This window comes from Acinetobacter entericus (genome assembly GCF_026168575.1).
Taxonomy (GTDB): domain Bacteria; phylum Pseudomonadota; class Gammaproteobacteria; order Pseudomonadales; family Moraxellaceae; genus Acinetobacter; species Acinetobacter bouvetii.
In genome coordinates this window covers 19,318-33,158 of the sequence record NZ_JAPEQW010000015.1, presented here as the reverse complement: position 1 = coordinate 33,158, position 13,841 = coordinate 19,318, and the positions used below count along the sequence as shown (strand labels likewise).

Annotated in this window: 15 protein-coding genes and 1 pseudogene; 11 read left to right on the top strand and 5 right to left on the bottom strand. The window is 44.2% G+C overall.

The window, feature by feature from the left end; genetic code table 11:
- Positions 1 to 79 precede the first annotated feature (79 nt).
- Positions 80 to 1,054 (top strand): 23S rRNA (adenine(1618)-N(6))-methyltransferase RlmF, encoded by a 975-nt coding sequence (gene rlmF / locus OKC24_RS12300; protein WP_130147620.1) that lies wholly within the window; start codon positions 80 to 82, stop codon positions 1,052 to 1,054.
- A gap of 374 nt (positions 1,055 to 1,428) precedes the next feature.
- Entirely contained in the window at positions 1,429 to 1,893 is a 465-nt protein-coding gene (ftn, locus tag OKC24_RS12295) for a heteropolymeric bacterioferritin subunit Ftn (protein ID WP_130147622.1), read from the top strand.
- A 72-nt stretch (positions 1,894 to 1,965) separates the two neighbouring features.
- Here the strand turns inward: ftn and OKC24_RS12290 are convergent, their stop codons facing one another.
- Entirely contained in the window at positions 1,966 to 2,538 is a 573-nt protein-coding gene (locus OKC24_RS12290; RefSeq protein WP_130147624.1) for a peroxiredoxin, read from the bottom strand.
- A 130-nt stretch (positions 2,539 to 2,668) separates the two neighbouring features.
- Here OKC24_RS12290 and OKC24_RS12285 point away from each other — a divergent pair, with 130 nt between their 5' ends.
- The 7 genes from OKC24_RS12285 to bioD all read left to right on the top strand — a co-directional run bounded on the left by OKC24_RS12285 (position 2,669) and on the right by bioD (position 8,308).
- Positions 2,669 to 2,998, top strand: a complete 330-nt coding sequence (locus OKC24_RS12285) for a DUF6176 family protein (RefSeq protein WP_131277708.1) — start codon at positions 2,669 to 2,671, stop codon at positions 2,996 to 2,998.
- Complete coding sequence (locus tag OKC24_RS12280) at positions 2,999 to 3,496, top strand: hypothetical protein (protein WP_130147628.1); 498 nt, start codon at positions 2,999 to 3,001, stop codon at positions 3,494 to 3,496.
- A 63-nt stretch (positions 3,497 to 3,559) separates the two neighbouring features.
- Complete coding sequence (locus tag OKC24_RS12275) at positions 3,560 to 4,300, top strand: alpha/beta hydrolase family protein (protein ID WP_265465391.1); 741 nt, start codon at positions 3,560 to 3,562, stop codon at positions 4,298 to 4,300.
- A gap of 94 nt (positions 4,301 to 4,394) precedes the next feature.
- Complete coding sequence (gene bioA / locus OKC24_RS12270) at positions 4,395 to 5,711, top strand: adenosylmethionine--8-amino-7-oxononanoate transaminase (RefSeq protein WP_131277706.1); 1,317 nt, start codon at positions 4,395 to 4,397, stop codon at positions 5,709 to 5,711.
- Positions 5,708 to 6,871 carry an 8-amino-7-oxononanoate synthase gene (locus tag OKC24_RS12265; protein ID WP_131277704.1) on the top strand — a complete coding sequence of 388 codons (1,164 nt, stop codon included), beginning with the start codon at positions 5,708 to 5,710 and terminating at the stop codon, positions 6,869 to 6,871. Before bioA ends, OKC24_RS12265 begins: the two co-directional genes overlap by 4 nt.
- A 10-nt stretch (positions 6,872 to 6,881) precedes the next feature.
- On the top strand, positions 6,882 to 7,667 hold the full coding sequence (gene bioC / locus OKC24_RS12260; RefSeq protein ID WP_171458889.1) for a malonyl-ACP O-methyltransferase BioC: 786 nt from the start codon (positions 6,882 to 6,884) through the stop codon (positions 7,665 to 7,667).
- Complete coding sequence (bioD, locus tag OKC24_RS12255) at positions 7,664 to 8,308, top strand: dethiobiotin synthase (RefSeq protein WP_131277702.1); 645 nt, start codon at positions 7,664 to 7,666, stop codon at positions 8,306 to 8,308. The genes bioC and bioD overlap by 4 nt, the downstream gene beginning before the upstream one ends.
- Before the next feature lie 491 nt (positions 8,309 to 8,799).
- Here the strand turns inward: bioD and rluB are convergent.
- The 3 genes and pseudogenes from rluB to OKC24_RS12240 all read right to left on the bottom strand — a co-directional run.
- Positions 8,800 to 9,657 (bottom strand): annotated as a pseudogene (gene rluB, locus OKC24_RS12250) (23S rRNA pseudouridine(2605) synthase RluB); the annotation flags it as partial.
- Between the two features lie 41 nt (positions 9,658 to 9,698).
- The gene (gene scpB / locus OKC24_RS12245) at positions 9,699 to 10,304 is read right to left on the bottom strand and encodes an SMC-Scp complex subunit ScpB (RefSeq protein ID WP_130147640.1); all 606 of its coding nucleotides are present in this window, start codon (positions 10,302 to 10,304) and stop codon (positions 9,699 to 9,701) included.
- The gene (locus OKC24_RS12240; RefSeq protein WP_130147642.1) at positions 10,301 to 11,095 is read right to left on the bottom strand and encodes a segregation and condensation protein A; all 795 of its coding nucleotides are present in this window, start codon (positions 11,093 to 11,095) and stop codon (positions 10,301 to 10,303) included. The genes scpB and OKC24_RS12240 overlap by 4 nt, the downstream gene beginning before the upstream one ends.
- Positions 11,096 to 11,383: 288 nt before the next feature.
- Between OKC24_RS12240 and OKC24_RS12235 the strand changes: the two genes are divergently transcribed.
- Positions 11,384 to 12,109, top strand: coding sequence for a GNAT family N-acetyltransferase (locus OKC24_RS12235; protein WP_130147644.1), 726 nt, complete (start codon positions 11,384 to 11,386; stop codon positions 12,107 to 12,109).
- Between the two features lie 289 nt (positions 12,110 to 12,398).
- Positions 12,399 to 12,992 (top strand): hypothetical protein, encoded by a 594-nt coding sequence (locus OKC24_RS12230; protein WP_130147646.1) that lies wholly within the window; start codon positions 12,399 to 12,401, stop codon positions 12,990 to 12,992.
- 157 nt (positions 12,993 to 13,149) lie between these two features.
- Here the strand turns inward: OKC24_RS12230 and OKC24_RS12225 are convergent, their stop codons facing one another.
- Positions 13,150 to 13,767, bottom strand: a complete 618-nt coding sequence (locus tag OKC24_RS12225; RefSeq protein ID WP_005011862.1) for an L-threonylcarbamoyladenylate synthase — start codon at positions 13,765 to 13,767, stop codon at positions 13,150 to 13,152.
- Between the last annotated feature and the right edge of the window lie 74 nt (positions 13,768 to 13,841).

The window sequence follows — 13,841 nt, the reverse complement described above, 5'->3', positions numbered from 1 at the left end:
GTACAATATCGATTAATCTGCAGGTATAGATCCTGCCTTATCAGATGATTCTGTTCTCCCGTTGATTATTGGCATACACATGGCGCAAGTAAAGAAATCTTTTCCGCAGCAAAAATCGGAATTACATGCACGAAATCTGCATCGCAGTCGTTACGATTTTCCTCAGTTAATTAAGAGTTGTCCGGAACTTGCGCCTTTTGTCAGCCCAAATAAATATAACGATTTATCGGTAGACTTTGCTGATCCGCACGCTGTGAAAATGCTCAATAAAGCATTGCTCAAGCATTTTTACGGCATTCAATATTGGGATATTCCCAAAGATTTTCTTTGCCCGCCTATTCCGGGTAGAGCGGACTATATCCACTATTTAGCTGACTTGTTGAGTGCCAACAATAAGGGGCAGATTCCAACGGGACAGGCCGTTCATGTGTTAGATATTGGGGTTGGCGCGAACTGTATTTATCCGATCATTGGTCATCGGAGCTATGGCTGGAAATTTGTCGGCTCAGACATTCATTCTGCATCCATTAAGAGTGCTCAATTTATTGTGGAGGCAAATCCTAATCTGCGTAAAGGGATTCAGATTCGATTGCAGAAGACAGCGGGCAATATTTTCAACGGTGTGATTAAACCTTCAGATCGTTTTGATTTGACGATGTGTAATCCGCCATTTCATGCCTCGCAAGATGAAGCAAACGCGACAGCAACTCAAAAATTAAGAAAGCTAGGCAAGCCGGTTGATCGGACAAAGGTGGTGTTAAACTTTGGCGGTCAAAAAAACGAACTCTGGTGTGAGGGCGGCGAAGAACGATTTGTCTGCCAAATGGTACAAGAGAGCATCCAGTTTGCTGAGCAATGCCTTTGGTTTAGTACACTGGTTTCCAAGAAAACAACATTGCCTATGCTCTTAAATGCCTTAGCTAAGAGCGGAGCAGTAGATGTGAAAACCATTAAAATGATGCAGGGACAAAAAGAAAGCCGTTTTGTTGCTTGGTCTTTTCTAGATTCAACGCAACAGCAAGCGTGGAAGAATGCGCGTTGGGCTTCAGCTTAAGCCTGTCTTCTCTGGAAATGGTACCTTATCTTTGACTGCAATGCATGAAGCATCAGTACAGTGCTCCCTGTATATAAGCGCAGCAGCTCAAGCGTGGCGTGTTGAATCAATCAGGTGATGGTTGCGCTAAACAAGACGCATTGTTAATTGTTACAAAAAACAGCATTCGGCGTTCTTTGCATATTTCACGCTCAAAGCGCTTTAAATATTCTGCAAGGGCTTATTTTATATGTGAAAAATGCGCGGAATTGAACTGCAAATGCGTATGTTTATCATTTAAATTTTATATAAATCATAAACTTACAAAATTAAAATTTTGCAATCACCATTAAACTTGTCCATAATATTTAAAAAAGGGTATGGAGTTAATTAAAATGCGTGGCAATCCAGAAGTCGTAGACTACTTAAATATGTTGATCGGTGGCGAACTGGCTGCTCGTGATCAATATCTCATCCACTCCCGTATGTATGAAGACTGGGGCTTATCCAAAATTTTTGAACGGATTGATCATGAAAGCCAAGAAGAGGGCGCGCATGCGGATGCCCTGATTCGCCGTGTATTGTTCCTTGAAGGCACTCCAAACATGGATCGTGACGCGATTGACGTTGGTTCAGATGTTGTGACTTGCCTGAAAGCGGATTTGGCGCTGGAATATCATGTGCGCGGAAAATTGGCGCAGGGCGTGAAGCTGTGCGAAGAAAAGGGTGATTATGTGACCCGCGATATGCTCCGTCAGCAAATGTCAGATACCGAAGAAGACCATACCTACTGGCTTGAAAAACAAATGCGTTTGATTGAGCTGATTGGCCTGCAAAACTATATTCAATCTCAGATGTAAGCTGAACGGCACCGCTTGAATTTTTGATGTTAAAAAAGCCTTTGAATGAATGTTCGAAGGCTTTTTTATCTTTTATTTCTTTGAAAATTTCTGAATATCTGCCAGCACTTGCCCTGCATGAGCTTGCGTATTGACACTGCTATAGTGATAGGAAATTGTCCCTTGCGGGTCGATCAAGAAAGTTTCCCGTTTGGCGATTTTCGCAATCCCTAAGTTTCTGATGATACCCAATTGTGCTGCGAGTTTATGGTCATGGTCGGCCAGAATCGGAAAATTCAGTCCGAGCTTTTCTGAAAACTTCTGATGTGATTGAACATCGTCCAGGCTGACTCCTAAAACCACAGCATTGTTTTTAATGAATTGCGGATAAAGCGCTTTGAATTGATTGGCTTCCTGAGTGCAGCCAGGCGAATTATCTTTCGGATAAAAATATAAAACGATCCATTTGCCTTTGTATTGGCTGAGTTCGTGCCATTTTGAGTTTTGGTCCTGCAGCTTGAAGGCTGGTGCGGCTTTGCCTACCCATTGCCTTTGCTCTGACGCCGGTTTAGAGAAAATTGAACTTTCAGCATGGCTCACTGTCGTTAACCCGAAAACTGCAGAAAGGGAAAGTAAGCTGATCTTAAACAGTGTATTGAGTTTCATCGTGCATACATGCCTAAATTGAATTTGTTTTGAGTTTAGCAAAGTTTATTGTATTTGCTTGATGTGAAATGCTGGTTTTTATTGTTGATCATCTTATGATGGAAATCCATTGAAAATAAGCAGAAATAAAATGACCGATGTTGGCGCAGTGTTGATTCAGCTTAAACCGGATTCGATGCCAAATGTTGAAGCATGGCAAACAGAATTAAATGCACGTCAGGATGAAGCGATTGAAACCTTAAAAGCTGAAGGTGTGAGCGTTGAATCATGGTTTCATGTGGCGCTTGAAGGCAAAGATTATTTGATTGCCTATATGCGCGCTGAAGATATTGCCAAGGCGCAGCAAATTGGACGGGAAAGCAGTTTTCCCATAGATGCCATGCACAAGCAGTTTAAAACCAATTGGGCAAAAGGCTATCAGGCCACGTTATTGGCCGATCTGGAAAACATGGACAAATAGATGAATGAAATTAAGGCGGTTTTATTAGATGATCATCCTATTCATGGTGTGATTTATACTGCAAAAGGTGAGCTTAAACCTTTTCCGATATTGGCTATTGATGATCTTCCCTTAAACCAGTGGATGAATCAATTTATGGAGTTAAAAGATGATCTATCTATTCTTTCATTGGTTCCTGCACAAGGCTGGCTGATTGATGAGCCAGAAAATAAAGCTGCTTGGACTCTTCTAAAAACAACAGATGATCAATGTAGTTCGGCGATTGTCCCTTTGTTAATTTGCCCAGATGATTTGGATTTGACCTGTACGACTTTAGTTGTTGAACAAGTGCAAATGGATTCAAAAATTATTTGGAAAAGATTTGGCCAGGCTGTGAATGAAATCAATGCTGTGGTTTCTGCTGTCGATTGGTGGGTTGAAGATCAAAGTTTTGAATTTGAACGAAAGGCATTTGATGCCGCAATAGCGCATTTAATTGAGCTCGATCAAGCATATTGATCATAGGAACAAAAGCGAAATTATTTCATAATATTGGTGTTTTGTTGTTATAAGAGTCCTCCATTGAATCAAAAAGTTTTACTCATCACAGGCTGGGGCGGTGGAACCAAGCTGCTCAATTCATTCAAACAGGCTTTGGAAAATAAAGGCCATAGCGTTGAACTGATCAATATTTTTAATGCTTTGGATGAGCATGCATTACAGCAGCAGGCTGAAAAAGCTAAAGCCTTTGATGTGATTATCGGCTGGTCTCTGGGCGGGCAACTTGCGGTCTTATTAGCCGATGAAATTTCCAAACAATATCATCAGCAGAAAGTCTTGATTACACTGGCTTCAAATCCATGTTTTGTAGAAAGCTGTATTGAAAATGCAGAATGGCATACAGCGATGCCTCAGGCGACATTCCAAAGCTTTAAACAATCCTTCCAGCAAGATGCGATTGCCACTTTGCGTAAATTTGGCTTTATGGTTTGTCAAGGCGTAAAAACCACCAAAGAAAACTTCGCAACTTTACAAAGTTTGATACAGCCGCAGAATTTAGACATTTTAAAGCAGGGTTTGAATTGCCTTGAACAACTCAATAATGTCAGTATCTTGAAAAATTATGCAGGGCATCAGTATCATTTATTTGCAAAACAAGATTTCTTAGTTAGTTACAAAATTGCTGAAAATTTTCAAAACTTCAATGCAAAATTTTTAGAAACTGAGCTCATTAGCGGCTCGCATGGCTTTCCAGTTTTTCAATATGACAGCATAACTGACAAAATCTGCCAATATTTACAAAAAATAAATCAAACATCCTGATAAGTGGCAAATCTCGCAATTTATTTTTAATTCATGCAGGTTTAAGATTTGCAAATTAGATTTTTTGCTGTAGATGTTGCACATGGAGTTAAGGATGGCCGATTCATTGATTGAGTTAGATGATCAAACTTTTGATCAGCAGCATATTTGGCATCCTTATACCTCTATGACCCATCCGCTTCCGGCCTTCAAAGTGAAAAGGGCGCAAGGGGTAATCATTGAATTGGACGATGGCCGTCAGCTTATTGATGGGATGTCTTCTTGGTGGTGCGCGATTCATGGCTATAATCATCCTCAATTGAATCAGGCAGTGACCGATCAGCTGCAGAACATGTCGCATATCATGTTTGGCGGCTTTACCCATGATCCTGCGATTCAACTCGGCAAATTGCTGCTAAAAATTACCCCGCCAAGTTTAGATAAAATCTTTTTTGCCGATTCTGGCTCTGTTGCCGTAGAAGTCGCTTTGAAAATGGCGGTGCAGTTTTGGCATGCGCAAGACAAGGTTCAGAAAACCAACTTTGTCACGCCTCGTTCGGGCTATCACGGGGATACCTGGAATGCCATGTCGGTCTGTGACCCTGTCACGGGCATGCATCAAATTTTCGGCTCAAGCCTGCCGAATCGGATTTTTGTTCCTGCGCCGCAAGTTGGCTTTAATGAAGAATGGAATCAGGCGGATATTGCTGAACTGGAAAAGACTCTAGCTGAACAGCATGAACATATTGCGGGTTTAATTCTCGAACCGATTGTGCAGGGTGCAGGAGGAATGCGTTTTTACCATCCCGAATATTTACGCCAAGCCAAACTGCTCTGTGAAAAATATCATGTCCTATTGATTTTTGATGAAATCGCTACAGGTTTCGGGCGTACAGGCAAGCTCTTTGCATGGGAGTGGGCAGGGGTAGAACCTGACATTATGTGCATCGGCAAAGGACTGACCGGCGGTTATATGACCTTGTCTGCGGCACTCACCACCAAAAAAGTCGCTGAAACTATTAGTCAGGGTGAAGCAGGCGTATTTATGCATGGACCAACCTTTATGGCAAATCCATTGGCATGTGCGGTTGCAGTGAAAAGTACCGAAATGCTGATTTCTCAAGATTGGCAAGCCAACATTCAGCGCATTCAACAGCAATTATCTATCCATTTACAGTCACTTGCACAGCTTGATTATGTTAAAGATGTACGCGTACTTGGCGCCATTGGCGTGGTGGAATTAAGCTTTAATGTCGATATGAAAACCCTGCAGCAAGAATTTGTCCGCCGCGGCATTTGGATTCGTCCATTTGGAAAATTGGTCTATGTCATGCCGCCTTATATTATTTCCGAGAAAGAATTAACAATATTGTTGGAACAATTGGCTGAAGTGGTTAAAAATATTAAGAACATTCAGGAGCAAAGAGCATGAACAGTCCATTGCTCGGCCACTTTGCAAGCCAATTGGATGATTTAAAGCAGCAAGGCAATCTGCGTCAATTTACGGCCAATATTCAGCAAGATCGCTATATCACCATTCACCATAAAAAAATGCTGAATTTAGCCTCGAATGACTATTTAGGTTTAGCGTCGAATATTCAGCTTCGTGAGCAGTTTTTTGATGAAACCCCGAACGCACAGCGTTGGATGAGTTCATCATCCTCTCGGTTGCTGACAGGGAATTTTCCTGAATATGAACAGCTTGAGGCGAGTTTAAGCCAAGCCTTTCACGGTCGTGCAGCGCTGTTATTCAACAGCGGCTATCACATGAATATCGGGATTTTACCTGCGCTTGCAGACAGTAAGACCTTGATTTTGGCGGATAAGCTGATTCATGCCAGTATGATTGATGGCATCCGCTTATCGACTGCCAAATATGTGCGCTATCGCCATAATGATTTGGCGCATCTGTCCCAGCTTTTACAAAAATATCATCAGGATGAAGCTTTCGAACGGATCATTGTGGTGACGGAGTCTATTTTCAGTATGGATGGCGATGAAACCGATTTGGCTGAATTGGTTCGGATTAAAAAGCAATTTTCCAAAGTCATGCTGTATGTCGATGAAGCGCATGCGATTGGCGTTCGTGGCGAGCAAGGTCTAGGCTGTGCCGAACAATATGGCGTGATGGATGATATTGACCTTTTAGTCGGAACATTTGGCAAAGCCATGGCTTCAATTGGCGGTTATCTGATTTGCCATCCGGTCATTCGGGATTTCCTGATTAACTCGATGCGGCCGTTGATTTTCAGCACCGCTCAGCCGCCGATCTGTATGGCGTGGACAGATTTTATCTTCAAGAAAGTTTTAAATTTAAAAGCAGAGCGTCAACATTTACAGCAAATCAGTCAAAGTTTGCAGCAAGCGGTTCAATCTAACGGTTTTGATTGTCCATCGACTTCACATATTGTGCCTGTGATTATTGGTGAATCGGGAAAAACGGTAGCGAAAGCAAAGGCTTTGCAAGATGCAGGTTTTTACATCATGCCTGTGCGCCCGCCGACGGTGCCGCAGCACAGCTCACGCCTACGTATTTCGCTGACTGCTCAGATAACCCAGACTGATCTTAATCAGCTGACACCGTTATTGTGAGCAGATGGTGATGAAGCGCGTGAATCATTCAGACATTGATAAATCCCAAGTGGCGCTGCGCTTTGCTCAGGCAGGGCAAAGCTATGTTGAGCATGCTATTGTGCAAAAGCAGATTGCACAGCATTTATTTAATCTAATTCAGCAATATTGCCCTGCGCATCTCAATCACGTTTTGGAAATTGGCTGCGGTTCAGGCAATTTAAGCCATTTGCTGCTGCATCATCTGAAAGTCAAACATCTGGTGTTAAATGATCTATATGCTGAAATCCAGCAGCATTTTCCATCGCATTCCAAGATCGAATATCTGATTGGCGATATTGAGCGGCTTGAATTTCCGCAGCATTTAGATTTGATCACTTCAAGTTCCGCTTTGCAGTGGGTGCAGAATTTAGAGGGCATTTTTCAAAAAGCATTCCACAGTTTAAAGCCTGATGCTTGTTTCTGCTTTTCTACGTTTGGACAGCAAAATTTGCAGCAAATTAAAGCCTTAACAGGACAGGGGTTAGACTATTTTAATATTGAAACGATTCAAAATTTGTTAGAACGCAATGGTTTTGAAATTTTACAGATTTCAGAACAAACCGCTCATCTGAATTTTAAATATCCCAAACAGGTTTTACAGCATTTAAAAGCCACAGGTGTGACGGCAACGGCGTCTAATTTCCGTTGGACGAAACAGTCGCTGGTCGATTTTTATCAGGCTTATCAACAGTTTTCATTCAGTGATGAATCAGGTCAGGCGCAATTTCCATTGACCTATCATCCCATTTATTGCATCGCACGGAGAATGCCATGACAGGTTCAGTTTACTTTATCAGCGGCATCGACACAGGCATTGGCAAAACTTATGCAACGGGCTATTTGGCAAAATTGTGGAATGCGCAAGGCCAGAAAACCATCACGCAAAAGCTGATTCAAACGGGCAATGTTGATATTTCAGAAGATATTGAACAGCATCGTGAAATTATGGGCATGGGGTGGTTTCCTGAAGATGAAGCGAAACTGACCATGCCTGAAATTTTTAGCTATCCTGCATCACCGCATCTCGCGACCAAGCTCGATGGCCGTGAAATTGATTTTCAAAAAATTGAACATGCTACAGTGCAATTGGCTGACAAATATGAAGTGGTTTTATTGGAAGGCGCAGGCGGTTTGATGGTGCCGCTCACTACAGATTTGTTGACGATTGATTATGTCGCAGAGAAAAAGCATCCTGTCATTTTGGTCACTTCAGGGCGTTTGGGCAGCATCAACCATACGGTTTTGAGTTTGGAAGCCTTGAAAAGCCGCGGTTTAGATCTGTATGCATTGGCCTACAATTTAAATGATGAATCACAGGATGAATTGATTTCTAAAAATACAGCAGAGTATTTAAAAGCGTATTTAGCGAAACATTTTCCACAAGCGCTGTGGATTGATATTCCTGTACTGAAATAATGCAGATGCATTGTCAGGTGATCCAGCGCCTCATGCTGAATTAAATGCGCTGCCGCAAGTAAGGTTGAATGTGCCATTTGAATTATATGCATTGTAGACCCAGTGATAATGAGGCGTACATGCAAAAGCGGGCATATTAAACCGCAGTAAAATAGAAATAAAAAAGACAGAGCTTGGCTCTGTCTTTTTTTGTTCTTTAAAAAGTCTTTAGATTAGAATTTTTTAAAGATTTTTTTAGTGCCGTATGGCTTGCGCGGCGCATTTTCATCTCGGCGCTCGCGGTTGCCAAAGTTGTCGTCACGGCGTTCGCGGTTTGCAGCGCCTTCCTGGCGGTCACGCTGGCCATAAGTGCCCTGATTGCCGTTGCTGCTGCGTTCACGCTGCTGGCCATACGCGCCTTGCGTATTGTTTTGACGGCGTTCACGCTGCTGAAATTGGTTGGTTTCATCACGGCGTTCACGTTCACGGCCAAATACTGGCTTTTGCTGGCCTTCTTCTTCATTGTCACGGCGCTGCTGACGCAGGAAACCGCCGCGGCGCGCAGACATCGGCTTATCTTGCATGCGCTCGTTGCGGCGTTTAGCCATGCCAAATAGGCCCGTGCCTTGACGCGGTTTCAGCTCTACAGATTTGGTTAAGTTGTCGATATCTTGTTTGTCCAATTCCATCCAGCGGCCAGTGCGCAGCTCGCGCGGAAGGATGACTGTGCCGTAACGGGTACGCAGCAGGCGGCTGACTTTTAAGCCTTGGGATTCAAAAATACGGCGCACTTCACGGTTGCGGCCTTCTTTAACCACTACTTGATACCAGCGGTTGATGCCGTCACCGCCAATTTCTGTGAATGATTCAAATTTGGCAGGGCCATCATCCAGTGTGACGCCTTTCAGCATATTGTTTTTCAGCTGCGGAGTCACTTCACCCATGACGCGGACAGCATATTCGCGTTCAATTTCATTGGATGGATGCATTAAGCGGTTCGCCAATTCACCATCGTTTGTGAACAGCAGCAAGCCAGTCGAGTTAATATCTAGACGGCCCACCATCACCCAGCGGTCACCTTGGATTTGCGGCAATTGCTCAAATACAGTCGGACGGTTTTCCGGATCGTTGCGCGAGCAGATTTCACCCTCTGGCTTGTAGTAAATCAGCACGCGGCGGCGGATTTCATCTTCAATTTGAAATTGCACTTTACGGCCGTCGATGCGAAGCTCATCGCCCGGTTCAATGCGTTCACCCACTTGGGCAACTTGCCCGTTTACGCTTACACGCCCAGCGGCAATGACTTCTTCCATATAACGGCGAGAACCCAAACCAACACGTGCAAGCACTTTTTGCAATTTTTCACTCATGACAGCATAACCTTAGAAATTATCATCAACAGTTCACCTATTTATGACTTCGGCGCATTCGCGTCGAGGGCCATAAAAGCTTCCTTGGCATCCTGCAGGGGAGGCAATTGACCTAAAGAGTGAAGGCCAAAAGCATTTAAAAAGTGTGGCGTTGTAACTAACAACGCAGGTCTTCCTGGGAGTTCTCGGAAACCGGACTCTTTAATCCAGTTCCAGTCAAACAGCGTACGTAAAATTTGGCTGTTATTGGTGACTCCGCGAATTTGCTCTATATCTGCTCGGGTCACTGGTTGGTGGTAAGCAATCACAGCGAGGGTTTCGAGCAAAGATGGCGATAAACGAGATGGTCGTTCAGGCCATGTCTGTACAATAATATTACGATATTTTGCGCGAACTTGAAATCTGAAACCTTGTGCAGTTTCAATCAATTCAATTGATCTGCCATGCTGCAGCAATGTGAGCTGCTGCAGCAACTGGCGGATTTCTATTTTGGTATATCGGTCTTGAAACGCTTCTTTCAAGCGGGCAACAGATACAGCTGCGTCACTGGCAAAAATAATGGCTTCCAGCTGCATCAGCACTTCGTGGATATCTTCCTGCTGCGGCGCAGTATCCAGATTCAATTCATAATTCACGTCATTATTCATGCATGTGCCCCCTGAATCGCAAGCGGCGCTTCAATACCCGTGGCAATAATATTGACTTTCTGCTGACGGGTCAGCTCTAAAATAGCCATGAAAGTCACGACCATGCCCATGCGGCCTTGGCTTGGTTTTAACAGGGCTTCAAATTCGAGCACTGCGCCGTTTTGCAATTTGCTTTCAATGTAGGCAAGGCGCTCTTCCAAGAGCACCGGCTCTTGCAGGACTTGATGCACGACAGGTTCTGGGCGGTTGAAGACGCAGAGAATCGCATCCCGCAGCAAGCTGGCTTCATAGCCATCGTTGCTGAACGACACATGTCCCAGAGTGACATTGGTTTCAAAGGTATCACGCTCTAAAATGGTCATTTGGCCCAAGCGCTCAGCGGCCTGCTTAATGCGTAAATAATTTTCTAGGCGGTCGATCAATTCTTGTTTTGGATCATTTTCAGGCGCAGCCAGATGTTTCGGCTTCGGCAGCAGCAGGCGGGATTTTAAATCGGCCAGCAGCGCAGCCATCACCATATAATCTGCGGTCAGTTCAATGTTCAGAGACTTCATCGCATCCATGTATGACAGGTATTGCGCGGCAATGGGCGCAATATCCAATTGCAGCAGGTCGAAACCGTTTTTCTGAATCAGGTAAATCAAAAAGTCGAGCGGCCCTTCGAAATGTTCTAAAAGAATTTCAAATGCGGCGGGAGGAATGTAGAGATCCTCTGGAATTGTATCTTGCCATTCATCCAAAACACGGATGTGTGCAGAGAGTTCCATTGGCTCATGGACGGTTTGATTCATTGCAGTTTTAGGCCACGCGAATTTTCAAAAGCATGAAAAAGCTATTTCAAATCAAATTGGAAACGCAATCGCGAGCAGATGATCAGAAAAAGCAAAGATATAGTATCGCGGTAGTTTAATGGAAAACCGGCTTGAAATAAATCGCGGCAGAGGCAATTCCTTAAAAAAAACCTTGAATTGCCGATGGAATGATGACGCAAGTCATGTTTTTAATGAAAACTGTCTTGTTGTTGATGCGGTATGATGCAAGCTGAATAGCACTTATGTATAAAAAAAGATCAGGTTGCGATGAAGAACTGCTTAAAATTTAAAGAAAATGAATTTGGTCAAAAAATTGGACTGCCTGTGCAGCTTAATATTCAGCCGGAACACCGCTTTGACATGCTGCAAGGGAGCAGTGTCCGCTTATTGCCTTTCTCAGTGCAGACATTGAATGCGGCGAGGCTGCGGCAATTGTGGGAGAGTGTCTGCACAGAACCTGATGCACGGTGCTGGACATATTTGCCTTATCCGCCAATGCCGAGCGCTGACGCTTTAAATGACGCGCTTCAGCGCGCTTTTGATTTTCAAAACTCAACGCACTATGTGATTGAAGCCGATGGGCGTGCTGTGGGCTGGGCGGCGCTGTTGAATATACAGCGCGCGCACGGCACCGCAGAAATTGGCAATGTGTATTTTTCACATCAGCTGAAACAGTCGAGAGCTGCCACAGAAACCATTTACTTGTTGCTGCGTGCCTGCTTTAGCGCAGGTTATCGCCGGTTAGAGTGGAAATGCGATGATTTAAATGAACCCTCCAAACGCGCTGCGCTGCGTTTCGGTTTTCATTATGAAGGGCTGTTCCGCCAGCACTATATTGTCAAAGGGGGCAGCCGCAATACAGCATGGTTTTCGATGCTGGATGAAGAATGGCCTGAGTTGGACAATGCCTATCAAGCCTGGCTGAGTGCGGATAATTTTGATGCATTCGGACAGCAAAAGCGCCGCCTGCAGGATTTTATTCAGCAGCATTAGAAAAAATAAGCTCAAATAAAATACAACAGCTATGAGAGCCGCGGGGCTTTTAAGGTGGCCAGCGCCGATCCAATGCCTGATTTCACTGCTCTTGTTCTTGGGCGGTTTTCTCGGCTGCATCTGACATCATAAATCGCCGGTGCTTTTGGCCTGAAGAAGAGGGCTTAAAATTCAGGATGGAGCAGGGCTTAGAAAAAAAGCTAAAAGCTATTGTCTAGGGTTGATGGAATAGATTAAATTTGTGGCATAACTGGTTGAAAATAAAATTGAATAATAAGGAACTAGAAAAATGCCGCTGATATTGGTGCTGATTGGGATGATCTGTTTTGGTGTATTTTTGGGCTATCCAAAATATCAGATGATGCAGCTTGAAGATGAAGCGCGACATGATTTGAAGTCTGGGGGATTTGCCCAATTTGAGGCGAAATACCGGCCATTGATGCGTGCTGCGAAAATTGACTTTTCTGTACTGGATCAATATCCAAATATCCGCTTTTATATGCGCAATACTGCGTATTCTGGAACAGATTTGCCGGAAGATGTGCGCAGCATGGTCAGTACTATGGGATGTGAGTCAATGGAGTCGTTTCGTCCGATGGAAGAGAAAGCGCGAACTGCGCTGCTGAATGTGCTCGAAGAGGATCAAGTCACTTTTCATATTTCTTTAAAGAATAAATTTGGCGCTGAATTGGCTGGACATCAGCAAAAGCTTTCCGCGTGTCCTAATTTTTTAACCTTAAAAAATTTAGAACAGGCTGCTGATTCGAGTCCACCGCAAATGACGCTGACACCTGCTCCAGCGCCATCGATTCCTTCACCCGCAGTAACTGCCACTGCGCCCGTTGCCGCATATTCGAGCAGTGAAGAGGCGGCAGCGCATTAATGCTGAAAATACATCAGCAAGATTTAAAAGATAAAGCGTTTTAGCTGAGCCATATATGCCGCACAATCAAAAAAACTTGCTGAAGCTTATTCAGCAAGTTTTTTTATAAGAGAGATTATTGGCACTATTGAAGGCAGCCTTATTTAACGCTGCTGATTCATTCAAATGCGCTGACATCTCCAGCGCCGCGGCGGATGATTTCTGGATGGTCACCCGCGAGGTTGACAATGCTGGTGGTATTTAATGTACCGAGGCCGCCGTCTATCAGCACATCAATCTGCTTGCCAATCTGCATTTCAATCTCATAGGGATCATCAAGCGGATCTGTCTGTTCCGGCAAAATGAGCGTTGATGTCAGCAGCGGCTCACCTAATTCTTTCAGCAGCTGCTGGCAGATCGGGTTGCTTGGAATGCGCAGGCCGATGGTTTTCTTTTTGGGATGCATTAAGCGCCGCGGCACCTCGCTGGTGGCGGGCAAAATAAATGTGGTAATGGATGGTGTATTGCTTTTCAGCAGGCGGTACATGGCATTGTCCACTTTGGCATAGGTGGCAATGTCTGAAAGATCTGAACAGATAATGGCATATTGATGCTTGGCATCGAGCTGGCGGATTTGCGCAATGCGTTCCATGGCATTTTTATTGCCAATCTGGCAGCCAATGGCATAAGCGGCATCGGTCGGGTACACAATAACGTCACCTGCGCGGATGCGTTCGACCGCTTGGCTGATGAGGCGGGGCTGAGGATTTTCGGGATGTACGCGTAAATGCAGCATATCAGTTCCTCCGGATTCTGGCTTTTATAGGCTATTTTTATCAGTTTAAACTATGATGGATCTGCACACGGTAG

Bases quoted from the DNA above. Each gene is read 5' to 3' on its own strand.
- rlmF (WP_130147620.1), top strand. From the start codon at position 80: ATGGCGCAAGTAAAGAAATCTTTTCCGCAGCAAAAATCGGAATTACAT.
- ftn (WP_130147622.1), top strand. From the start codon at position 1,429: ATGCGTGGCAATCCAGAAGTCGTAGACTACTTAAATATGTTGATCGGT.
- OKC24_RS12290 (WP_130147624.1), bottom strand. From the start codon at position 2,538: ATGAAACTCAATACACTGTTTAAGATCAGCTTACTTTCCCTTTCTGCA.
- OKC24_RS12285 (WP_131277708.1), top strand. From the start codon at position 2,669: ATGACCGATGTTGGCGCAGTGTTGATTCAGCTTAAACCGGATTCGATG.
- OKC24_RS12280 (WP_130147628.1), top strand. From the start codon at position 2,999: ATGAATGAAATTAAGGCGGTTTTATTAGATGATCATCCTATTCATGGT.
- bioA (WP_131277706.1), top strand. From the start codon at position 4,395: ATGGCCGATTCATTGATTGAGTTAGATGATCAAACTTTTGATCAGCAG.
- OKC24_RS12265 (WP_131277704.1), top strand. From the start codon at position 5,708: ATGAACAGTCCATTGCTCGGCCACTTTGCAAGCCAATTGGATGATTTA.
- bioC (WP_171458889.1), top strand. From the start codon at position 6,882: ATGAAGCGCGTGAATCATTCAGACATTGATAAATCCCAAGTGGCGCTG.
- bioD (WP_131277702.1), top strand. From the start codon at position 7,664: ATGACAGGTTCAGTTTACTTTATCAGCGGCATCGACACAGGCATTGGC.
- scpB (WP_130147640.1), bottom strand. From the start codon at position 10,304: ATGAATAATGACGTGAATTATGAATTGAATCTGGATACTGCGCCGCAG.
- OKC24_RS12240 (WP_130147642.1), bottom strand. From the start codon at position 11,095: ATGAATCAAACCGTCCATGAGCCAATGGAACTCTCTGCACACATCCGT.
- OKC24_RS12235 (WP_130147644.1), top strand. From the start codon at position 11,384: ATGAAGAACTGCTTAAAATTTAAAGAAAATGAATTTGGTCAAAAAATT.
- OKC24_RS12230 (WP_130147646.1), top strand. From the start codon at position 12,399: ATGCCGCTGATATTGGTGCTGATTGGGATGATCTGTTTTGGTGTATTT.
- OKC24_RS12225 (WP_005011862.1), bottom strand. From the start codon at position 13,767: ATGCTGCATTTACGCGTACATCCCGAAAATCCTCAGCCCCGCCTCATC.